At 42.7% G+C, this 23,419-nt stretch carries 20 protein-coding genes, 2 tRNA genes and 1 pseudogene; 17 read left to right on the plus strand and 6 right to left on the minus strand.

The window, feature by feature from the left end:
• Positions 1–16: 16 nt before the first annotated feature.
• A complete protein-coding gene (locus tag AVL57_RS08980; protein WP_057793081.1) occupies positions 17–1,390 on the minus strand; it encodes an MATE family efflux transporter in 1,374 nt (457 codons plus the stop codon).
• Between the two features lie 1,089 nt (positions 1,391–2,479).
• Here AVL57_RS08980 and AVL57_RS08985 point away from each other — a divergent pair.
• The 14 genes and pseudogenes from AVL57_RS08985 to AVL57_RS09050 all read left to right on the plus strand — a co-directional run bounded on the left by AVL57_RS08985 (position 2,480) and on the right by AVL57_RS09050 (position 13,037).
• A tRNA-Asn gene (locus AVL57_RS08985) sits at positions 2,480–2,556 on the plus strand.
• A 28-nt stretch (positions 2,557–2,584) separates the two neighbouring features.
• A tRNA-Asn gene (locus AVL57_RS08990) sits at positions 2,585–2,661 on the plus strand.
• A 213-nt stretch (positions 2,662–2,874) separates the two neighbouring features.
• Positions 2,875–3,456: an electron transport complex subunit RsxA gene (gene rsxA / locus AVL57_RS08995; protein WP_013784953.1), complete on the plus strand. Its 582-nt coding sequence runs from the start codon at positions 2,875–2,877 to the stop codon at positions 3,454–3,456.
• On the plus strand, positions 3,456–4,025 hold the full coding sequence (gene rsxB, locus AVL57_RS09000) for an electron transport complex subunit RsxB (protein WP_013784954.1): 570 nt from the start codon (positions 3,456–3,458) through the stop codon (positions 4,023–4,025). Before rsxA ends, rsxB begins: the two co-directional genes overlap by 1 nt.
• 3 nt (positions 4,026–4,028) lie before the next feature.
• Positions 4,029–6,638: an electron transport complex subunit RsxC gene (rsxC, locus tag AVL57_RS09005; RefSeq protein ID WP_057793083.1), complete on the plus strand. Its 2,610-nt coding sequence runs from the start codon at positions 4,029–4,031 to the stop codon at positions 6,636–6,638.
• Positions 6,635–7,735 carry an electron transport complex subunit RsxD gene (rsxD, locus tag AVL57_RS09010; protein ID WP_057793085.1) on the plus strand — a complete coding sequence of 367 codons (1,101 nt, stop codon included), beginning with the start codon at positions 6,635–6,637 and terminating at the stop codon, positions 7,733–7,735. The genes rsxC and rsxD overlap by 4 nt, the downstream gene beginning before the upstream one ends.
• Entirely contained in the window at positions 7,736–8,404 is a 669-nt protein-coding gene (gene rsxG, locus AVL57_RS09015) for an electron transport complex subunit RsxG (protein WP_057793087.1), read from the plus strand.
• Complete coding sequence (locus AVL57_RS09020) at positions 8,401–9,093, plus strand: electron transport complex subunit E (protein WP_057793088.1); 693 nt, start codon at positions 8,401–8,403, stop codon at positions 9,091–9,093. Before rsxG ends, AVL57_RS09020 begins: the two co-directional genes overlap by 4 nt.
• Before the next feature lie 83 nt (positions 9,094–9,176).
• Positions 9,177–9,809, plus strand: coding sequence for an endonuclease III (nth, locus tag AVL57_RS09025; protein ID WP_057793091.1), 633 nt, complete (start codon positions 9,177–9,179; stop codon positions 9,807–9,809).
• 199 nt (positions 9,810–10,008) lie between these two features.
• A complete protein-coding gene (locus tag AVL57_RS09030) occupies positions 10,009–10,491 on the plus strand; it encodes a hypothetical protein (RefSeq protein ID WP_061093582.1) in 483 nt (160 codons plus the stop codon).
• Entirely contained in the window at positions 10,484–10,774 is a 291-nt protein-coding gene (locus AVL57_RS09035; protein ID WP_057793095.1) for a transcriptional regulator, read from the plus strand. Before AVL57_RS09030 ends, AVL57_RS09035 begins: the two co-directional genes overlap by 8 nt.
• Before the next feature lie 38 nt (positions 10,775–10,812).
• Positions 10,813–11,514 (plus strand): CPBP family intramembrane glutamic endopeptidase, encoded by a 702-nt coding sequence (locus AVL57_RS09040; RefSeq protein WP_057793097.1) that lies wholly within the window; start codon positions 10,813–10,815, stop codon positions 11,512–11,514.
• A 105-nt stretch (positions 11,515–11,619) separates the two neighbouring features.
• Positions 11,620–11,877, plus strand: a pseudogene (locus tag AVL57_RS09045) (iron-sulfur binding domain-containing protein); the annotation flags it as partial.
• Between the two features lie 296 nt (positions 11,878–12,173).
• Entirely contained in the window at positions 12,174–13,037 is an 864-nt protein-coding gene (locus tag AVL57_RS09050; protein WP_312038625.1) for an alpha/beta fold hydrolase, read from the plus strand.
• A 147-nt stretch (positions 13,038–13,184) separates the two neighbouring features.
• On the opposite strand, the gene AVL57_RS09055 is transcribed toward AVL57_RS09050, so the two are convergent.
• Entirely contained in the window at positions 13,185–15,263 is a 2,079-nt protein-coding gene (locus tag AVL57_RS09055) for a S9 family peptidase (RefSeq protein ID WP_057793101.1), read from the minus strand.
• Between the two features lie 333 nt (positions 15,264–15,596).
• On the opposite strand from AVL57_RS09055, the gene AVL57_RS09060 reads away from it, so the two are divergent.
• Positions 15,597–16,997 carry a M20/M25/M40 family metallo-hydrolase gene (locus AVL57_RS09060; protein WP_057793103.1) on the plus strand — a complete coding sequence of 467 codons (1,401 nt, stop codon included), beginning with the start codon at positions 15,597–15,599 and terminating at the stop codon, positions 16,995–16,997.
• A 148-nt stretch (positions 16,998–17,145) separates the two neighbouring features.
• Here the strand turns inward: AVL57_RS09060 and AVL57_RS09065 are convergent, their stop codons facing one another.
• The 4 genes from AVL57_RS09065 to cspE form a co-directional block, all read right to left on the minus strand.
• On the minus strand, positions 17,146–18,342 hold the full coding sequence (locus tag AVL57_RS09065; RefSeq protein ID WP_057793105.1) for an alpha/beta hydrolase-fold protein: 1,197 nt from the start codon (positions 18,340–18,342) through the stop codon (positions 17,146–17,148).
• A 553-nt stretch (positions 18,343–18,895) separates the two neighbouring features.
• Positions 18,896–20,563: a GGDEF domain-containing protein gene (locus AVL57_RS09070; RefSeq protein ID WP_057793107.1), complete on the minus strand. Its 1,668-nt coding sequence runs from the start codon at positions 20,561–20,563 to the stop codon at positions 18,896–18,898.
• 188 nt (positions 20,564–20,751) lie between these two features.
• Positions 20,752–20,940, minus strand: coding sequence for a hypothetical protein (locus tag AVL57_RS09075; RefSeq protein ID WP_013784965.1), 189 nt, complete (start codon positions 20,938–20,940; stop codon positions 20,752–20,754).
• Positions 20,941–21,106: 166 nt separating this feature from the next.
• Positions 21,107–21,319, minus strand: a complete 213-nt coding sequence (cspE, locus tag AVL57_RS09080) for a transcription antiterminator/RNA stability regulator CspE (RefSeq protein WP_013784966.1) — start codon at positions 21,317–21,319, stop codon at positions 21,107–21,109.
• Positions 21,320–21,872: 553 nt separating this feature from the next.
• On the opposite strand from cspE, the gene gloA reads away from it, so the two are divergent.
• Positions 21,873–22,259 carry a lactoylglutathione lyase gene (gene gloA / locus AVL57_RS09085; RefSeq protein WP_057793110.1) on the plus strand — a complete coding sequence of 129 codons (387 nt, stop codon included), beginning with the start codon at positions 21,873–21,875 and terminating at the stop codon, positions 22,257–22,259.
• Positions 22,260–22,309: 50 nt separating this feature from the next.
• Positions 22,310–23,332 carry a glycerophosphodiester phosphodiesterase gene (gene glpQ / locus AVL57_RS09090; RefSeq protein ID WP_082604949.1) on the plus strand — a complete coding sequence of 341 codons (1,023 nt, stop codon included), beginning with the start codon at positions 22,310–22,312 and terminating at the stop codon, positions 23,330–23,332.
• Positions 23,333–23,419: the final 87 nt, after the last annotated feature.

The following is a 23,419-nucleotide window of genomic DNA, read 5'->3' on the forward strand; positions in this document are numbered from 1 at the left end:
TTATTTACCTTGCCACCTAGGTAGCATGTTGTTCCTGTTTAAATATCGAGAGCGAATTTTTGAATACGACAAAAGACACGGTCGCCATGGCAATGTTTGCCACTACCGTTCCCCAGTACAATCCTGTTAAACCGAAAAAGTAGCTTCCCGCAATACTTATTGGCACAAAAAATACAAACAATCTGATAACACTCAAAGCCAATGCGCTCAAGGGGCGGTGCATCGCGTTTAACGAAGAGTTCGTTAAAATAATAAGCCCCTGCATGCCATAACCTAAGGGCACTATCATCAAAAACAATTGAATGAGGCGGCTAACCTCGGGTTCACTGGTAAAGGCTACGGCAATCCAGCCAGAACACACCCACATAACAACGAATACGAATAACTGCCAAAAAAGCACAAATTTTAACGACACCATATAAGCGCTATGCACTCTATCGAATCTATTTGCACCAACGTTTTGGCTAATAAACGGTGGTAATGTCATAGAAAGTGCAAGTACCACTATACTGGCAATAGACTCCATTCTGCTCCCTACTCCCCACGCCGCCACAGCTTCTGCCCCATAACCGGCCACCACCGCGGTCATTACACCACCGGCTATTGGCGTAAGCATATTAGCCCCAGCGGCTGGCAGGCCTATTTTTAAAACGTCCCCGCTAATTGCTTTTAGCTCTATTATTGAGAGCAACCGAGGCAGAATTAGATTTCGTTTAACCGCCAATAAATAAAGTATCCACGCAGCGCCCACCATCCACGCTAATAGCGTAGCCAGCGCAGCGCCTTGAATGCCCATTGCGGGAACCGGACCTGCGCCAAAAATAAATAAAGGGTCGAGAAGTGCATTTAAACCACCTACGGTTGCCATCACAATACTCGGGGTTCGGGTGTCGCCACATGCTCTTAATACGCTGTTACCCACCATTGGTAGCGACAGAAAAATACTCGATGCGTACCACAAGGCCATATAGTCCCTTATATAAGGTAACAACGTTGGCGAGGCGTTCAGCAATGTAAATATGGGTTCAATGGTGAAGTAACCAATTAACGCCAACGTACCCACCAATAAGGTAGAAAGCATTAGTGAGCCTGTCGCGTAATTCTTTGACTCACTTAATTCGCCACTGCCCTGCAGTTTGCCAATGATAGCCGACGTGCCAATGCCTAACCCAATATTTAAACTAATAACGGTGAAGGTGACAGGAAAGGTAAAACTAATGGCAGCCAGAGGTTCTGTACCTAACAAACTGACAAAGAAGGTATCGATTAACCCGAAGCTCATCATCATGACCATGCCCAATATCATAGGTATTGTCATGCGTTTTAGGGTAGCAGGGATATCACCGTTTAAAAGATTCGCGGCTCGGCTCGGGGACTCGTCTGTTTTCACAAACCCTCTCAATAGTTGATTGGTAGAAATAACTGGCGCTAATAAATAAGTGGCTATCGTAAATAACTAAACTTGCCTTACAACAAGAAGCTGACGCTAGTCTATGTGAGACTGACTACATTGGCTATGTTAAATCGACCAAGGTAAGTTTGAGCTAGGTCAAGTGTCGGTTGTCACAACTAATCATCTTATAAAATTAATACTAATGACTAATTTACACGTTTTAAGTGTACATTGGCGAAGATGTCGCTGAACACGCTTTTTTAATAGCTAACGCTTGAAGGCTTATCAACTTAGTTTATGAAATAAGCCAATTTAGTGTAATGACAATTTCATTACGGCTAGATTGCGCTTTTAAGACAGTCTATCGGTCGATTAACACTAAGTTGCCGTAGAAGCTACACCACACAAAATGTAAAATTTATGTAAACCTTTCATTTCTTACTGTTATATCGTTGAAAAAGTAACTGATAGTCGACGAATTAACACACAAGATATTTTTTGTCCAACAGATCTATTAAGATCTTAACTAGAGATCTAGCATAAACAAGTAAATCATTGATATAATTCTGTTTTTAGTAAAAACAGGTTAGTGGAGCTTACGATCATGACCACGATGATCTTACCAATTTATCCTCAAGTTAATAACTATCAACATAGTTATCCACAGAATTAGTGGATAAGTAGCTCTACCCCAGCAATTACGCCCTATGCTGGGTAACCCCTTCCTAATTATGTAAGTGAAGACTAACCTTGAGATACTAAGCCGTAGGTTACATATTTATTAAACACTGTACACAATACCAGTATACAAAACATTTTTTATTCTATTTTATTATATAGGTTTCGTATTTTGCTACTCCAAAAAACGAGTCGCTGTTCGTTAATATTCACTCCTTCGATAATACAGTTAAATACGGCGATACGAATACTCGCTCAGTAATTAAGCATCACTTTCTTGGTTTTGGTGCAAATTTGAGCACAAAACCCCTGAAAAGCTATTTTTTGACCACTTAGCATAAAAAATTGATTAAGGTTGTTGACAGAAACCCAGATGCTCTTTAATATTCCGCCCCGTTGAAAAGCAGGTCCCCTTTAGCTCAGTTGGTTAGAGCGACGGACTGTTAATCCGCAGGTCCCCCGTTCGAATCGGGGAAGGGGAGCCAACTTTTCATCGACAACTTTAAGTGCAATTCCCCCTTAGCTCAGTTGGTTAGAGCGACGGACTGTTAATCCGCAGGTCCCCCGTTCGAATCGGGGAGGGGGAGCCACTTGGTTGGCTCATTACCGCTTTATACTCCTTCTATTATCTCATACGTTTTTTTCTTCCCGAAATAGCTTATATATTCATTAAATAACCCTAATTCAATCAAGTTGTTAATCTGCGCCTAAAAAGCGATAATAGACAAATTATTCCTGTTTCAATTTCGAGTACGGCCATTATGCCGAGACTCAACTAATTCCTCGTAGGAATTGCGATTTTCATGACTGAATTTTTATTACTATTAATTGGTACCGTATTAGTTAATAACTTCGTGCTGGTGAAGTTTCTTGGCTTATGCCCTTTTATGGGTGTGTCGAGCAAACTCGAAACCGCCATGGGCATGTCTATGGCCACCACGTTTGTGTTAACGCTAGCCTCGGCCACAAGCTACTTAGTAGAGACTTATCTACTTGCGCCCTTAGGTATTGGCTACTTACGAACATTGGCGTTTATTTTAGTGATTGCTGTTGTGGTTCAGTTCACCGAGATGGTGGTGCATAAAACCAGCCCTACCCTTTACCGCTTATTAGGTATTTTCCTTCCTCTTATTACCACCAATTGCGCTGTGCTTGGTGTTGCTTTGCTGAACCTTACCGAGCAGCATAACTTCATGGAAAGCCTTATTTATGGCTTTGGGGCGGCTGTGGGGTTTTCCTTAGTGCTTGTTCTATTTGCGGCCATGCGAGAACGTTTAGCTGCTGCCGATGTGCCTGTTTCATTTAAAGGGGCATCGATTGCAATGATAACGGCGGGTCTTATGTCATTGGCATTTATGGGCTTTAGCGGTTTGGTGAAAGTATAATGACCATGACATACGCCATCATCGCATTAGGCGCGCTTGCGCTTCTCTTCGGTTTAATTTTAGGTTATGCCAGTATTCGATTTAAGGTGGAAGGCGACCCATTGGTTGATCAAATCGATGAAATATTGCCCCAAACTCAATGTGGACAATGTGGCTACCCTGGTTGCAAACCCTATGCAGAAGCCATTGCTAATGGTGATGAAATTAATAAATGCCCCCCAGGTGGTGAGTCGACCATAAAAAAACTTGCCGATTTGATGGGGGTAGAGCCAAAACCTCTCGATGCGGCTCACGGCGAAGAAGATACGAAAAAAGTCGCCTTCATTCGAGAAGACGAATGTATTGGTTGTACCAAGTGTATTCAAGCATGCCCCGTTGACGCCATATTAGGTGCAGCAAAGCATATGCATACAGTGATTGTCGAAGAATGTACGGGCTGCGATTTATGTGTAGATCCCTGCCCAGTAGACTGTATCGATATGGTGCCTGTTACACCAACCACAGCAACATGGAAGTGGGATTTTTCCTCATCACCTAAAGGTGACATTCCAATTAAAATGGTGTCGTAAGCGTTGAACTACCCAGATTTTGATAACATTATTGAACGCCTAAATTCAGGGAAACTCTTTTCGTTCCCAGGCGGCGTGCACCCTGATGATAAAAAGAGACTGTCGAACAAGGCCGCTATTGTGCAGCCAACAATGCCAGATCTGCTTACATTGCCCATACGTCAACATGTAGGTTCAGAAGGTATATGCTGCGTTAATGTAGGTGACTATGTTTATAAAGGCCAAGCGCTATCTAATGCTACAACACCCTATGCTGTGCCAGTGCATGCGCCCACCTCGGGGCATATCGTTGCTATAGCACCTCACGTGGTTGCTCATCCTAGTGGTCTTACGGAAATGTGCGTTAGCATTAAGCCCGATGATAAAGATACGTGGGGCGAGCTATCACCTTTAGCTGATTATACTGCGGTAGATAAAAATACGATTGTAGATGCCATCTGCCAAGCCGGCATTTCTGGCATGGGAGGCGCAGGCTTTCCTACCCATATTAAAACCGCCACCAGTAAGCCCGTTGAGTTTTTAGTGCTAAACGGCGTTGAGTGCGAACCTTACATTACTGCAGATGATCGCCTTATGCGCGAACACGCGTGGCAGATTCGCCAAGGCTTAGACATTTTAGCGCATATCATTGAGCCTAAAGCGATTGTTATTGCTGTTGAAGATAACAAGCCAGAAGCAATTCAAGCACTTAACATTGCCTGCCAAGATAAAGACGCCTATCGGGTAGTGCCCATTGAAACAAAATACCCTGCTGGCGGTGAGAAACAATTAATTCAAGTTATCACAGGCCGCGAAGTACCCCGTAATGGTCTACCGGCAGACATTGGCGTCATGATGTTTAACGTTGGGACCTGCTTTGCCATTGCCGACGCTATTTTACACGGCAAGCCACTTATTGAACGTATTGTCACAGTAACCGGCGATGCCGTTGCTAAGCCTGCCAATTTTCGTACGTTACTTGGCACACCGGTAAAGCACTTGCTCGACGAAGCTAATTACCAAGTTAAAAAGCAAACGTCTCCAAAAGTGATTATGGGTGGCCCCATGATGGGCTTTGCCTTAGCAGATGCCACCATACCCGTGGTAAAAACCACAAACTGCTTGTTAGTACCTAGTAAAAAAGAATTAGTAGACGATAACGCCGAACGCCCGTGTATTCGTTGTAGTGCGTGTGCTGACGCATGCCCTGCCTCGTTGTTACCACAACAAATGTTTTGGCACGCGAAAGCGAAAGAGTACGACAAAGCTGAAGAGTATGACCTTTTCGACTGTATTGAATGCGGCGCGTGCGCTTATGTATGCCCTAGCGAAATACCTTTGGTGCATTATTATCGCCAAGCTAAATCAGAAATTCGATTACAACGAGACGAAAAGAACAAAGCAGAAAAAGCGAAACAACGTTTTGAAGCACGAAATGAGCGCCTAGAACGAGAAAAAGAAGAGCGTGAAGCGAAACACCGCCGCGCTAAAGAAGCACGACTCGCCGCGAAGAGTAATGCTAATAGCGGATCTACATCGACGGCTCCTTCCACAGAGCAAAATAGCTCTAAAGATAAAGTCGCGGCTGCATTAGCCCGAGCCAAAGCGAAAAAAGCCGCCCTCCAGAGCGCTAATTCTGACGAAACAAGCGTGGCTGACGCAAAACCTGCATCCCCAAGTACCACAGCTAGCGCAGGTACTTCCGCAAGCTCACCTGCTGATGATAAAAAAGCCCAGGTAGCCGCCGCCATAGCACGAGCTAAGGCGAAAAAGGCTCAGAAGCTTAGCGAATCAACAGCTGATGCACCTAAAGCTGATGCAGATTTGCCTGAATCTCAAACGACAGCGCATGTAGAACAACACGCCCCTGAACGCCCAATTGACACCAAAAGCGAAAATACAAATACGCCTGCCGACGATAAGAAAGCACAAGTTGCCGCTGCTATAGCGCGAGCAAAAGCGAAAAAAGCAGCTCGTCAACTACAAGGTGAAAGCAGCGCCGAAGTAGTTGCAAACGAATCACCACTAAGTCAGCCAAAAGAAGACGGTTCTGACACAGCTTCATCAACGCAGTCGCAAGATGAGAAAAAAGCCCGGGTAGCCGCAGCAATTGCTAAAGCAAAAGCTAAAAAAGCAGAATTACAAAAACAGCAGAAGCGTGGCGATTTAGAAACACCTAAAATAGCCTCAACAGATGCTGAAGCTACTATTGAGCCCAAGGCTGACCTTATCAATACACAAAGCGAAAAGCCGCTTGATAAGCCAAGCAGTAGCGCTGACAGGGTTGAAAAAGAAGCAAACAGCGAAGCCACTACCAACGCTGATGACAAGAAAGCCCGAATAGCCGCGGCGGTAGCTAAGGCAAAAGCGAAAAAGCGTTTAGCTGAATCTCAGAAAACACAAGCAGACGATGTGGCCACTGCTAATCAAAATGTTGAGGCTGAGCAACAAAAGGTAACAGAGAACGCAGAGCCATCTGCACCTACCCACGAGGCCAAGCAAAGCGCTCCACAGTCAGTAACATCTGAAGAGGCAAACAGTCCTGCCCTTGAGAAAAAGCGCCGTATTGCCGCAGCGGTCGCTAAGGCTAAAGCTAAAAAAGCAGCTGCAGAAAGTGAGAACAATCAATCATGAAGTTAACCTTATCTAGTTCTCCCTATCAAAGAGTGAAGCGCGATACTGGCCAAGTTATGCGCTTAGTCATTTACGCCATGGTGCCAGGAATTATTGCCCAAACCGTATTTTTTGGATGGGGTACACTCATTCAAGCCTTTTTAGCAGTGGCCAGTGCACTGGTTTTTGAAGGGGTTATTTTATGGTTACGTAAACGCCCTATCGAGCGTACGTTAACCGACTACTCTGCCATACTAACCGGCCTGCTAATTGCCATCAGCATTCCCCCAACCCTGCCATGGTGGATGACAATTACAGGCGTATTTTTCGCCATTGCGGTCGCCAAACAAGTGTACGGAGGTTTAGGGTTTAACATTTTCAATCCAGCGATGATTGGTTATGTAGTGCTATTAATCTCATTCCCTGCGGCCATGAGTTTATGGTTGCCACCCCAGCACCTAGCAAGCTTAACACCTAGCTTTTTAGACTCTGCAGCACTTATATTTACCGACTTTTCTACCACCGGCTACGATGTTACCCAGTTGCGTACTGTGGCTGGCGGGGTTGCAGACGGAGTAACAATGGCCACACCGCTCGACACGTTGAAGACTGATTTAACCTTGGGCATTACTTACTCAGAATCATTGCTTAGACCTATTTTTTCCACTGGGCTATTTCAATCTGCCGGTGCAGGCTGGGGATGGGTAAGCTTAAGTTATCTACTTGGCGGCCTGTGGCTTGTGCGATTAAAAGTGATTAGCTGGCACATTCCAGGCAGCATGCTGGCGTCTGTAGCGGCGTTTTCATTATTGCTATATATGGTTGATGCCGATCATTATGCATCGCCGCTTTTTCATTTAATTAATGGCGCAGTGATAGTAGGTGCATTCTTTATTGCCACCGACCCGGTATCAGCTTCTACCACCCCCAAAGGGCGTATTATCTATGGCGCAGCCATTGGCTTTTGGGTGGTTATCATTCGAGTTTTTGGCGGTTACCCAGACGCCATTGCTTTTGCAGTCATTATTATGAACATGGTAGTGCCGCTGATTGATTACTATACCCGCCCCCGCACATACGGGCATCAGGTTACCAAAAAAGCAAGGCGAGTAGAGTAAATGGTAAAAGAGACGCTAATAAAAAATGGTTTGATGTTAAGCGCGTTTGCGATAGTAGGTACTGCGCTCATCGCCCTTACCTACAACGGTACGGCCGATCGCATTGCACAGCAACAAAAGCAAAAATTGCTTAGCATATTAAATGAAGTGGTGCCGCATGAGTTACATGACAATGAGCTCTATGCCGATTGCACTTCAGTAGTAAGTTCGAATTTAGGTACGCAAGAGCCTCATACGGCCTATCGTGCACGGATAAACGGCGAACCGGCAGCCTTAGCCATTGAAGCTACAGCACCAGACGGTTATAGCGGTGATATTGCGCTAGTCATTGGCGTAGATACGCAAATGAATGTGCTAGGTGTTCGCGTGTTGGAACACAAAGAAACCCCAGGGTTGGGTGATAAAATTGAATTGGCAATCAGCGACTGGATAACCTCATTCACCGGAAAACACTTCTCGGTAAGTGCCCTACCAGTATGGCAAGTGAAGAAAGACGGCGGCGAGTTCGATCAATTCACTGGCGCTACAATAACGCCACGAGCAGTAGTGAGTGCTGTGAAAAATGCACTCCTGTATGTGCAAGACAATCAACAAACCTTATTTTCTGCCCCTAACTTGTGCGGTATTGAAAATGACCTATTACCAACTAATGAGGTGTTAAGCGAATGACAGATTATCGCGACCTTACCCTCCAAGGTATTTGGAAGAACAACCCTGCGCTAGTTCAACTTCTCGGCCTATGCCCGTTGCTAGCGGTTACTGCCACCTTCATCAATGGATTAGGATTAGGCTTAGCCACTACCCTTGTATTAATTGGCAGCAACGTCACCGTTTCATTGGTGCGAAATATCGTTCGTAACGAAATTCGAATTCCCGTATTTGTTATGATTATTGCCGCCTTCGTGACGATAGTACAGCTGCTCATGAACGCCTTTACCTACGAGTTATACCTTGCGTTGGGTATCTTCATCCCGTTAATTGTTACCAACTGCGCCATCATCGGTAGAGCGGAAGCCTTTGCCTCTAAAAACAGTGCTGGCGCATCAGCCTACGATGGCCTAGTGATGGGCTTAGGATTCACCTTCGTACTTGTAGTGCTTGGTGGTATGCGCGAAATTTTAGGGAATGGAACTTTGTTCGTGGGTGCCGACAGACTATTTGGAAGCATTGCGAGTAATTGGACACTCACCTTATTTGAAACCGACTCCCCTTTCTTATTGGCCATATTGCCACCCGGTGCGTTTTTAGGCATGGGACTTCTAATTGCCTTTAAGAACATGATTGATGCTCGAATTGCTGCCCGGGAGACCACAGTAAAAGAAAAGGCCACTCGCGCACGGGTTACCGCTGAAGCATAACGAAATCTAAGTGGCTAGTAGCTAGCGGCTAGTGAAAAAGAAAATCACCAAGCCCGAGTGGAAAAAGAATAAGCGAAGTAAACATGAATAATACAAAAAGACGTGAAATCTTAACCCGACTTCGGGATGCTAACCCTCACCCTACCACTGAGCTTAACTTCTCCACGCCCTTTGAGTTGTTGGTCGCGGTCACCTTGTCAGCGCAATCAACCGATGTAGGCGTAAACAAAGCCACAGATAAATTATTTCCAATTGCGAATACCGCACAGGCTATATCTGCGCTTGGTGAAGATGGGCTAAAAGAATATATAAAAACCATTGGCTTGTTCAACTCCAAAGCCAAAAACGTGCATCGATTAAGCGAAATCTTAGTTGAAAAGTACGATGGCGAAGTACCCGAAAGCCGCGAAGCCTTAGAAGCCCTCCCTGGCGTTGGCCGTAAAACAGCTAACGTAGTACTTAATACCGCATTTGGCTGGCCTACGATTGCTGTAGACACCCATATTTACCGCGTAAGCAACCGCACTAAACTTGCTATGGGTAAAGATGTGGTTGCGGTTGAGCAAAAACTCGAAAAAGTGATCCCAAAAGAATTTAAAGTCGATGTACATCACTGGCTCATTTTACATGGTCGCTATACCTGTGTTGCCCGAAAACCTAAATGTGGTAGCTGTATCATTGAAGACTTGTGTGAGTTTAAGGATAAAACTGATTAGCTACACCACTGATTGATTATTTATATTACTTACGCTCTAGTACACTTCTCCTCTAGCTCAGAAAATTTGGAAATTTTGGACGAAATTGACGTGATTATACTTACAAACTTTCCATACTGGAAAGCTATGCTTTGCCAATATTGAAAGTGTGTATTATATTACTTTCCACATTGGAAAGTTAATAAGAGAACATCGCGATATGAAAGATAATGAAAAAAACGTTTCGATAAACGAAATTAAGTCATCGTTAAAGGCTATCGAAAAAACAGAACAAGACACAATCAAGACGCTAAGAATGCCAATTTGGCTAAACATTTTTATATCCGGTTCATATGGTATGGGAGTGTTTTCCTGGGCTTCTACCCGACACGACAATCTGTGGATGTTGGGTGTTATTATTTCTTCTGTAGTTTTCTTTTTTGCTGTTGCAATTTACATGTACAGCAAGCGGCTTGTCGGTATAAAGCCGAAAGTATTACCGACTCACAAGTCAGAACTCAAATTTGGTTTCACTATAGCTATCTTTTTTGGCTTGGTTGTGGTGCTCTCCAGAGAGCTCTCTATACGTGAATTATGGTGGGTAGCTTATCTTGGCGGAGCTATTGGCTCGATTTCTCTCGGCTATTTGCTTTATTTTTTCCCTACAGGTAATTATCGAGCAGGTAAAAGCAACCATGTATAAGGCAGAGTTTGATCATGTTATCCATGCGCCAAATCGATTGCAGATTTGTTCGATTCTCAGTATCACGGCAGAGATAGAGTTTAAGGTTTTGAGGGAAGAATTAGATCTCAGCGAATCTGCACTTTCTAAACATTTAAAAACGTTAGTCCAAGCAAATTATGTCTGCTTGAGTAAACGAACTGATTTCGGAAGACAACGCACATGGTTATCTCTCACAAAAGAAGGGCAACGAGCCTATTTAAATCATGTAAGTGCCCTGAAGGCCATCGTTAAAGGCCTATAACGTTGCATGGCGCAGTATTAATAAGGGTATTTAAACCAATGGCATCGCTTAAACTACATTGTTTTCATCACAAACACTCATGGGTTTTGTGGTTTGATATTTCGCTTTTTATTGGAACTATGTTTCTGGTGAGAAATATTTATTTTTCACAATTCAATTTTATAGCGAACGGCCTTTTGTGGTCTTTCTCGACACTGATAGTTGCCATGCTTTTAATGAAACTTAGAGGAATTACCTGGCGAGATATTGGTCTGCACAAAACCGAAAGTTTCAAAAAATCCTTGATAGCAACGATCTTTATTTTTGTGTTTACGGTTATTTCTATTCTGACATTTCAGTTACTTAAAGACAGCTTGGGTTTAAACCTATCACCTGATCACTCTCACCAACAGGCAAGCTCAAAATTTGGTGATCTGTCTGGTAACTGGGGCTTGTTTATTATGATTCTTCCATTCATCTGGCTTCAGTCGATGTTAGAAGAGTTATTAGACCGCGGTTTTTTAATCAACTGGTTCGAAAAAGCATTATCAAGTACCTGGTTTGCAACCGCAACTGCCGTCTTACTTCAAGCACTTATTTTTGGATTTAGACACTCATATGATCTATCAGAGCGCTCCATCACTGTTGGTTTGATTGGTATTGCCATGGGAGTAGGCTATGTATGTTTTGGTAGAAACTTATGGCCTTTAATAGTTGCACATTGCATGTTAAATACCATGTCGATGTTAGATCGGGTTTAAAGGTATTAGATTAAATACGCTCTCGAAGCCAAGAGTCTTGTAGTGTCTATTTCGGTAGAGGCTGACCTTCATGCCTTAACATAGAAACATGATCTGTTTTCACTATCATTTGGCTGGCCTACCATCGCTGTAGACACCCATATTTACCGCGTAAGCAACCGCACTAAACTTGCTATGGGTAAAACCGTTGAGAAAGTGGAAGAGAAGCTACTAAAAGTAGTGCCAGCAGAATTTAAAGTGGATGTGCATCACTGGCTAATCCTGCACGGACGTTACACCTGCATTGCCCGCAAACCTCGTTGTGGAAGCTGCATTATTGAAGACTTGTGTGAATTTAAAGATAAAACTGAATATGCTGAGTAACTTAAACAAGGGGCTTAACCTGCTAGCGGCAGCTAACTAAGAGCTAGCTGCCGCCCTGCGAAGCGTTACTTGCCAAAAGCGTCTATCGCAATACTACCCGCCTGTTAGAAAATTCTCCGTCCGAATAGTGTTACTAGTCAACGCATTAGATTCCAATTAAACTCCTATCTAAAAGCAAAAGTCTGCACATCGTTGTAAGCCAATATAGAAATCATTAGGAATTATTTATCATCGTTTTATTGATTACTGCTGTTATTGTAGGATTGATGATTATTTTATCGACTAAGCGGCGTCGTATGCTATTGAGTCGATTAATCTTTGATTTTGTTAATCGTACAGAAGCTAAGTTAGCAAGATTGTATTGTGGCAGTCGCTCAATTGATGGGCTTGAGGTGTTCTATCATAGCAATACAAAACATTTCTCTAATGATAAGCCTGTACTGGTGCTCTTACACGGTTTCAGTGCTGATAAGTATGTGTGGAATCGTTTTGCCAAAAGATTCTCTTCTCAATATCACCTAGTTATTCCTGACCTTAAAGGCCATGGCCAAACTGCTTACCACCCCGATGATGATTATTCTGTTCCCAGCCAATGCCAGATGTTATTGGCACTATTAGATCAATTAAACATTAAGAACTTCAGCATAGTGGGTAATTCTATGGGCGGAATGATGGCGGCTAAACTATTTGATGAAATGCCTAAGCGAATTGAAAAAGCAGTATTGATCGACCCAGCAGGCGCTAAGTCACCATTTGCTCAGAATATGATAGACAATAAATTTAACCCTTTTGAACATGAAGTTGAACAGGATTTTTTTGAATTCTATGATTTAATCATGGCTAAACCACCATTTATCCCAAAGTTTATTTTGCGCGCACTCGCATGGGAATATATTAATAAGCGAGCGCAATATACCCACATGTTCCATCAATTTTTCAACTTGCGGGATTTTTACTCTCGTGATTACCAATTCGATTATCCTGAGTCGATGCTGATATGGGGGCTTAACGATAAGCTGTTACCGGTAGACGATTTTACCCACTGGAAATTGATGCTCAATTCAAACACACTTATTTATGAAGATCTTGGCCATATGCCTATGGTGGAAGATGTTAAACGTGTATCTAAAGATATTTTAAGCTTTTTAAATAAACATTAAATAAGCAATAAAAAGGTTAGTAAAAGATAGCTTATTTGCAACGAATGCCTAGCCAAGTTAACGGCATTTAAAAAGTAAAAAGCCCTAATACTAAAACAGTATGTAGGGCTTTGATTTTTAGGTTTTACTTCTAAAGAAAACTAATCTCTAGTCTTCTTTCTTTTCACTGTTCGTGTCGTCTTTGTACTTATCAAACCACGCTAAAATATATCCAACTTTACGTGCTAAGTTAGAAGGTTTAGCTGCGATACCATGATAAGCCCCTTGAATACGCACCAGCGCGCTATCTACACCTTGTAAGCGTAATGCACCATAATATTGTTCGCTTTCAGACATAGGAGTACGTACATCTAATTCACCGGTGAGCACCATGGTAGGCGTTGTTACATTGCCCACTAATGATAACGGCGAACGGTTCCAATATTGCTCGTAATCGTTCCAAGGTAAGTCTGTAAACCAATACTTGCTCATATACGCATAGATATCAGATGTACCAATCATACTTGTCCAGTTTATAACGGGTTTCGCCACTACAGAGGCTTTGAAACGGTCGGTCTTTCCGATGATCCAAGAGGTCAGCGTCCCCCCGCCAGAACCGCCAGTAACAAATAAGTTAGACTCATCCACATAACCTTTGGCAATAGCGGCATCCACCATATCCATAAGGTCGTCATAATCTTGTGATGGATAATTTTTATCAATTAAATTAGCGAACTCTTCACCTTGAGAAGTAGACCCACGAGGGTTGCCATATAAAACAACATAACCAGCAGCAGCCATTAATTGTATTTCTGTTGAGTAACTGGGGCCATACGCAGTGTGAGGCCCGCCATGTATTTCTAAAATTAGCGGGTATTTTTTCTTAGGGTCAAAGTTAGGAGGGGTAACCAACCAAGCTTGTAAGTCTCTATTATCTACACTGCTTTTTAGTTCCAACAATTCTGGTTTATTCACTGTTATGTGATCAAACACATCACCATTTAAATCAGTCAGTTGTTTAACCTTCCCTTTACTGGTCACTATTGCAAGATCAGCAGGGCGATCGCCCATTGAAGCGGTATAAACAACACTGCCTTTAGGAGTTACATCGTAATCGCCCGATGTGTACGGCCTACCTAAACTAGTGCCACCTAAATCACTTGTTTTCGTTGAAATTTTACCTGACAAACTAACATAGGCGACACTTTTCTTACCCATATCATCATAGCTAAAATATACCCCTTTACCGTTGTCAGCCCACTTAATTGCACCGACAGAGCGGTCTAGCTCACTAGTCAGGTTTTCGATGCCCGTGCCATCTGAATTCATTACATATAAATGGCTTAGCTGATTTGATTTTCCATTATCTTCATTACCAACAAAGGCAATTTTATTACCGTTAGGGCTTAAATGAGGGCTTCGTTCAGGGCCACTCATATCAGTTAATTTAGTCACCTTTGACGTTTTTACATCAATGCTAAACAGATCGCTATTAAGCATATCGAAATCAGCTTCGTCGCTGGTGTTAGCAGAGATAACGATCTGTTGACCATTGTCAGACCATGCAATGGTACCGGCGTGGTCATGTTCCCCAGAAGTAATTTGTCTTGGCGTTCCGCCAATGGTTGGCACAACATATATTTGCATGTTGCCGGGGCGTTTCATTCCCACGCCGTCTCGTTGGAAATTGGTTTGGTCGATATACTGTGGGGTTTCTGCCCACTTAGCGCCTTTAGGCTTAAAATCTAAATTAAATAACGGTTTGGCTTTAGTGGGTGTAAACATAGCAAAAGCTAAATATTTACCGTCTGGTGAAAAACTCATACCGCTCGGGCGCATTGCGACATCGGTTACGCGAGTTGTGCTATTTGATGCTAAATCTTTTAGATAAACTTGAACCTTACCTTCTTTACTTGAAAGGTAAGCCATTTTAGCGCCATCAGGTGAAAACACAGGATTAAAGTGGTTTTTACTGTCAGAAAGAATAGGCAGATGAGCACTTCCATCTAAGGCTATTGTCCACAGATTCCGTCGCATTGAATCTGTCATAATATCCATGCTACGACGCTCGTACACAACATGTTTGCCATCAGGTGTTACCACTGGGTTTGCAGCATACTCAAGATTAAATACGTCTTTTAAAGACAAAGTATTACTTGCTGATTCGTCTGCCAAAACCGAATGGGTAGTTAATAATGTGCTTATGACTAGTGTTAACGCCGACTTGCTTAAACATCTCTTATTCATGGCTCGTTTGCTCTAATTGTTTTAATTCGATAAATAGAATGACTATTGAAGGTCTAACATAGCTTATATAACAGTAGAAATACCTTACCTTTGATGTAAAAAGTAGTATTTATAGGTTGAATTTCATATTCTGGTCGCGCTCAGGGTTTTCTTCTTTTAGCTAAGAGACTGTAGCTGTAAACGGCAACATCTTCTACGCGAGCAAATTCGCATTACTTTACGGCCTAAACCGTTAAAACTAGAAAAGAGCGCTTAAATAATAAAAAACAATTTTGGGGTACGTTGCAGTTACTATAAGAATTCGGCCCAAATAACAGTATTAATGGAGAACACATGCATCAACTTAGACGCCTCACTTTTACCGCTATTGTAGCTTTTTTTAGTTTTCCGCTACTGGCAGCTTCTAATGTGATAACAAACGAACAAAAACAAACTGCGAACGACCTTATAGAAACTGCGCTGAAAAGTGACTTAGGTATGGACATCGTGACATCGCTGACCACAGAAATAGGCCCTCGATTGGGAGGCTCTGAAGCTGAGAAACGCGCGAGAGACTGGGGGGTAAAGTTAGGCGAACGTTTGGGGTTCGACAACGTCAGTATCGAACCATTTACGATGCCTTTTTGGGATAGAGGGCATCTACACATATCGCTAACCTCGCCTTACCAGCAGGACTTATACGGTACTGCTTTAGGTGGTGGCGCTCCATCAAAAGAGAGTATTGATGCCGATGTAGTATATTTTAGAGATATTCACGCATTATCAGATGTTAAGGATGGCAGCCTTAGCGGAAAAATTGCTTTTGTCGATGGCGACAAAATGGTTAAAAGCCAAACCGGCGCAGGTTATGGCCAAGCCAATCAACGTCGAAGAATTGGCTGGCAACATGCGCAGCGTGGTGGCGCTAGCGCATTGGTGGTTCGCTCTGTCGGTTCAGACTCACATCGATTCCCGCACTCAGGGATGATGAGTAAAGACGGTGACAAATGGGCAGATATTCCAGTTATCGCTATCTCAAATCCTGACGCTGATCACCTTCGCCGCTTACATGGTTTAAGCAAGCCTATAAGTCTTTCACTGCATTCAGAATCAAAATGGAAAGGCGAAGTGAAAAGCGGAAATGTTGTTCTCGATTTAGTGGGAAGTGAGAAGCCTGAAGAAATCGTACTTATTGGTGGCCATCTAGACAGCTGGGATTTAGGCACTGGCGCAGTTGACGATGGCGCAGGCGTTGCTATCACTACCGCAGCTGCCGCGTTGATTGCTAATTTACCGACTCGCCCCAAGCGTACTATACGGGTAGTAATGTTTGGAGCAGAAGAAGTGGGACTACTTGGTGCATTCGCCTATGCAAAACAACATGATGCGAACCTACAAAACCATGTTTTGGCAACCGAATCTGACTTTGGTGCGCAAACTATTTGGCAACTAGTATCGAACGTCAACCCAGAAGCTACCTTGCTGATGGATGAAGTAGGAAAAATATTGTCCCCTCTTGGCATAGTGAGAGGAGGATCAGATGTTCCCGGCGGTGGTCCTGACATCATTCCCTTGGCTAAAAAAGGTGTACCGACCATTCGATTAAACCAAAATGGACAGGATTACTTCGATTTACATCATACGCCTGATGATACGCTTGATAAGATTGATCCCGATGAATTAGCGCAAAATATTGCCGCTTATGCAGCAAGTATATATTTAATTGCTGATTCAGATGTGGCATTAAAGCCTTAGGGTGGCATAAGCGGGCTAGGACTGAGTTAGTACAACTGAGCAACTCTCCTACCCGCTTATTATCCTCCTTCATACAAAGAGAATATGAGAAATGATTCTCTCCAATGACTTGAAGCTTCAATCACGGAATCAGGTTAAATTTCGCGCTTTAACGCTCGCCAAGCTTGTTCAATAACCGTTCCCGTCTACCCTCGTAAACGTCATAGCCATCGTAATCCGAAGAAGCTAGCGCTAATGCCTTATTCACCTGCTCCAGTGCTTTTTCAAACTGGCCTGACTGCTCATAGCCATAGGCAAGACCATTGTATGCATCCGGCGCATTGGGATAACGTTCAATACCGTACTGAAATAGCTTTATAGCTTCATCGAAATCTTGTTCTGACACGAAGTGATAACCTAATTCTCTTATTACCCATTCCGCCGCTTCGATTTTCTCGCCTCGTTGCTGTGATACCACTTCGTAATACTTTTCAATCGAGCTCAAATCACCATCATAGTCTTTCGGGCGCATATACTCTGAGTAAAATAAACTGTAATACGCTTTAAAGCTTGCTGCATTGGTCACAAGGTTATGAGGTACGTCATTGAATACATCGTTATGCCACCGTAGTCCCTCCGGCTTGTTTTTACGGATATCTGAAATCATCGCATCGTAATAAGGGCGCATGGGCGCACCTTCGTTGCCAATAGCGGTATAAAGGTAATGATCGAGCTTTTTATTATTCTTTATGAACTCAACCGTAGTCTTTGCCGTTGCACCATGTGCCCACCATACTGCAGCACTGTAAGTTAAGGCAGCATTGAACAATTCAGGCGCTTGCTGCATTGCATACAATGAGAAAGCGCCTGCAGCCGATGCACCTGCAATAACTCGAAAATCATGCACCCGATATTTACTTTCCACCATCGGCATCAATTCTGAAGTGATAAATTGTAAAAACTTAGCACCTCCGCCGCCATAACCCACGGGACCATTGGGGTCTTTATTTACGTTAGGGTATAAATCCCGAAGACGGTCGGTGTTTTCGATTGCCACCACAATAACTTCTGGCGCCGCCCGCTGAGATTGCAAACTTTCAAGAACCGCATTCAACATGACGAGCGTAGTAGCGCCATCAAGACGGTAAATAATAGGGTATTTTTTATCTGGGTTTTCAGCATAGCTTTTAGGGAGTTGAACAACCACAGTGCGCTCTTCTAATAATACCTTCGATGTTAGCTTTTCGGTAATTAGGGTGTAACTGGAGCTTTGTGTTTCATCTTCTACAGAAGCATCTTGCCCATAGGAGATTGGGCTGATTGATAGTAGAAAAAAACATAGTACCTTTATTCGCTGCAGCGCCATGAAAGTTAAGTCCTTTTAATGCGTTATGATAAATTGTGCTATTTAATTACGTTACCACAAAATCAACGGGGTCGGAAAAGGAGGCGAACAAGGATGTGGAAAAAGGTGCCATAGGAAGACAGAAATGAGAGCCGATCCCCCCAGGCGAGCGACTTTTCATTTGAGCGGGCTGGACGCTTGAGCCACTTGCAAATAAGTGATTAATCATTAATCTATCTATTAAGTGAACAAAACAGTGAGTGTTGAGCATGAGACCTGAATTAATCTTTTTACTGCCCTTGGCCTTGATGATAGCCGCTTTTTTTTACGCTCAGCATCACCGTAAAGCTTCAAAGAAACCTTGACAAGGTTCACTGTGATGGTGAAATGCGTAATTTTTACTGAGTTTAACGCCTAATACGATAAAGCTTGGCTCTCCACGCTTGGCGGTTTAAATAGCTGGCACTGAAACTAAAAGCGAAGTCATATTATTTACAGAGGCTAAGCGTTTCCACTGAGCTCTTATTTAGAGCCCTTATTAAGAACTCTTACAAAAAGCCTTTTCACTAAGCGCCTAGCCAGAGCGCGGATGCTTCGATTTAGCTTTGTGTTGATACATACGTTTATCTGCCAACGATATACATTCTGAAGGCACCTTAGTCTCAAGGCTTGTTGCAATCCCAAAGCTAACGCCCGCATCACTCCATTGCTTGCTAAGCTCCATTGAAACATTCGATACTATTGATAAGGCGCTATCAGCCACGTTTCGGGTTTCTCTGGTCGAATCGGCTTGCAATACCCCTACAAACTCATCGCCTCCTGAGCGGAAGATATCTCCCAAAAAGTAAAACGATTGTTGCAATAGGCTCGCAGCCTTAATAATAAGTTTGTCGCCTTCATCATGACCGTGTTTATCGTTAATGGCCTTTAAACCATCTAAATCGATGAAAATAATAACGTAGTAGTCATCTAAGGCTTCAATGCATTCTGTTAGAGAAAATCTGTTACCAAGCTGAGTCATTGAGTCTATGCGCGATAAGTACTGGTTTCGATTGAACTCCTTTTGCTTTAATTTAAACCACTCAGTTAAGCTCAACAAAATACATAAGCAATCTAGCGACAATGCAAATATAACAACAGATTCGGGGTACGCTAGCTCACCGAAATACTGGCTGTGAGCAGCAATGTAGTAGCCAAGTGATGCACTGTAGAGTAGATTGCCTGCCAAAAAATATTTCGCGCGGAAATCTTGCTGTCTAATCATGCTCACACCCACCGCTATGGTCACCACTATCCAGAACATAGCCAATAAGTGAGATAGTAAATATGCGATAGAAAATGGCATAAACCACATGCCAACGCCTAATACAACGCTTACTAGACTCAAAGTCTTAAGAAATTTGAACAATTTTTTGTGGTCGGTTTTGCACTCAAATAAATCTGAGACAAACTGAGCAGCACAGGCAATAGCGAAAGGAAAAAGTAGCATTCCCCAATAACTGGTATTGAATGGGAAATGTACGATATCACCAAGCATTCCAGAAGCTGCCATCCAGCCAATAGCATGAATACCCAAATAACCTGCACAGGTTAATGCTACTCTTTTCCTCGTCCCAGAATAGATGAGCAAGGCCAGCAAGGACAAAATGAACATGGTGGTAATGCCAGCTATGGAAATACCGTTATTAAATTTTTGGAAACGATAAAACTCTGTACTGTCTAACACAGTAATGGAAACTGGCGTAGGAAACTGCTTGGCCTTAATAAACAGCCATAATTCTACTCGCTCATTTGCCATAACGGTTTGCACCGTCACGGCTTGAAAATGAAGCACCGGAGGCGTGCTGTCATCAAGAAGTTGAGAGAAGACTTGAGTGCTAAGTTCAGGCTGAACAGGCGACGAATATGAAGCTAAACCAACATCAATGAAGTTGGCATTAACGACAACAAAGTACTGCCCTTTTTGCGAAATATCTAAGACTACTTTGGTGAAGTAACTTCCCGACTTCCCGCCCAGTGATGGCACAACCGGGGCGTATTCATAAGCCTCTTTTAAAATTGCGAGCTTATTTTTTGATTCGAGATTTGATGTATCAAAAGAGTAATCTAATTCGTGCCACACATTAGCATCAGCGATTATACGCTTATCATCAACGACTGATATAGGTTCCTGACCAAATGCGGGGACTACCACCAGTATGAGGAGAAAATAAAAAACACCCAAATGAAAGTAAGAAAGCAAAATCGAACCTTGTCTGCAGGTAAAAGGGCAACAAAACTGTTACTTGTCCTATATCAAGCATAAACCTGCTTGCTCAGAATACATAATATAAAAGAGGAAATTTACTTTTTATACGCAATATTCTGTAAGGCAATAGCGACACACGAGCTCTTAACGCAGTATTAATTTTGCTTCAGCCTACTTATTAGCTAAGCATAAATACTTTCAACCGTAGTATTAAGCAACCAACGTAAAAATACTTTAGTATCTCTGTTGTTGTGAAATTGAACTGACTTTTGACACTCTTTATCGGTAAAAACAACGTTGAAGTTATTTACTGAGATTGTCGAAATAGGAGGAAGTGTACGGAGCGAAGCGCCGTTAATAGTATGAGACATATAATTTTTCTTTGTATAATAATATTGCTAGTTTTTTATTCGTTTTAAAATTCCTTTCAAAATTCTGTTCTTATCAAACCAAAAATAAATAAAAATATTAGTACTGCACAATTAAAAAAGGCTAAGTAGAAACTTAGCCTTTTGTCGTTGTATTTTAAAGTTCTACTTAAAGAACAACAACGTTTGCAGCTTGAAGGCCTTTTTGACCTTGTTCTACGCTGAAGCTAACTGCTTGGCCTTCAGAAAGAGTTTTGAAGCCGTCAGAAGCGATTGAACGGAAATGTACGAATACGTCTTTACCGCCACCGTCTTGAGTAAGAAAACCAAAACCTTTATCTTCGTTGAACCATTTAACTGTGCCGTTTACTGTATCAGACATGTTTGTAACCTTATATATTTGAAGTAATTGGTGAAATTCACCGGATAGCAATAGATTTAACTTACTAGTAACGCAAATGTATATCTATTAAAACTTCGATAAAACTGAAGAATAAAAGGGTACAACGCAGTAGTAGAAAAAGCTTTTAATTATCTAAAGCGGGCGTAATGTACATCTTTCAGTCAGGTAAGTCTACCGATATCGCTATTTATTTCACTTACCGTGCAACATATTGCTGTACAACTTTCATTACAATTGGCCACATACCGTAACCCTCGTGCCCTCCCCCCGCATATACCTTCAATTCGCGGCGCAAGCTCGGCTTAAAACTTACTTACGTATGTTGATAAGATCGTCAAGTTATTTACTACATCAACCTCGCCGCCTTAAAATAGACAATATTGGAATGTGGGGCTTTTAACTATCCTTTTTTGCTAGCGGTTTAACGATAGGCGCTTGCAGCCATTGTATTTGCGCCATAGTGTCTCATTCCTTTCACATACCCATAGTAAACTGATATATATGATGTCCTTAGAAGGACGGGGAGAATCGAATGAGAATGCTACACACCATGCTTCGTGTTGAGGATCTTGATGCGTCTTTGCACTTCTACACTAATTTGATGGGCATGAAGCTGCTAAGAAAGTCTGAAAACCAAGCTTATGAATACACGCTCGCTTTCGTGGGTTATGGTGAAGAAACTAACACTACCGTACTTGAACTCACTTATAACTGGGGCGACAACACCTATGAAAAAGGCACGGCTTACGGCCACATCGCCATCGAAGTAGACGATATTTATCAGTTCTGCGAAAACCTAGAGCAAAATGGCTGTGATGTATACCGCAAGCCAGGCCCCGTAAAGGGCGGCTCTACTGTCATTGCTTTTGTTCGCGATCCAGATGGCTATGCCATCGAACTTATTCAAACAAAACAATAAGTCTCTATTTTAAAATACAGCGGCCCTATTAATAAGGATATTGCCCTATCATGCTAAAAATTCGTCACGCTCTACTTACTTTCTCGCTTTCTATCTCGATTTTTGCAAGCCCAGTACTATTGGCGAAAGACTTCGATGTTATTGCTCATAGGGGCGCGTCAGGTTATCTGCCTGAGCACACATTAGAAGCCGCCACGCTTGCTTTTGCCATGAACCCTGACTTTATTGAGCAAGATGCGGTTATTACTAAAGATGGGATTGCTGTGGTCTTGCACGACATACACTTAGAAACAGTAACCAATGTAGAGCAAGTATTTCCAGAGCGTGCACGTAAAGATGGTCGCTTTTACGCCTTAGACTTCACGTTAGCTGAGCTTCGCACTCTGCAAGTACACGAACGAGCGAACAGCAAGGGTGAACAAGTTTTTACAAAACGCTATACAGGGAATACGGCAAATTTTACCGTGGCAACCTTAGAAGAACACTACGAGCTTATTACTCAGCTTAATCGAGAGTTCAATACCAATGTAGGGGTTTATACGGAAGTAAAATCACCAGCGTGGCATAACGAACAAGGAGTAGACGCTAGCCAGATTGTGATTGCATCACTAACACGATTTAATCTTGCCAATAAAGACGCCAACAGTTACTTGCAGTGTTTCGACTTCGATGAAATAAAGCGCATTAGAAAAGACCTAAACTATGCGGGAAAAGTGGTCATGCTAATAGGTGAAAACAGTTGGGGAGAATCAACCACAGACTACGATTGGATCAAAAGTGAAGCAGGCATGAAAGAAGTGGCAAACTATGCCGACGGTTTAGGCCCCTGGTTAGGTCAACTACTAGACCCACAAGCGATGGAAGCAGGTAAATTAGTACCCGCATCCTGGGTTGAGTATGCCCATTCAGAAGGTTTCATTATTCATCCCTACACGTTCCGTCAAGATGCCCTTCCGCCAGGCATGACAGCAGAACAGCTTCTTTCTACCCTTAAACACGTGGTGAACGTAGACGGCGTATTTACCGACCATGTGCCGCCGGTAAAAGCCTGGCTTGAAGCACAAGGCGAATAGCAACAACAAATATATTATTCACTTCACGAAAAAGCGGCCATTAAGCCGCTTTTTCAAATTTGTTTATATTTTTTACTTAGATTTTAG

The sequence above is a fragment of the Alteromonas stellipolaris genome (assembly GCF_001562115.1).
In the GTDB taxonomy this organism is placed as follows: domain Bacteria; phylum Pseudomonadota; class Gammaproteobacteria; order Enterobacterales; family Alteromonadaceae; genus Alteromonas; species Alteromonas stellipolaris.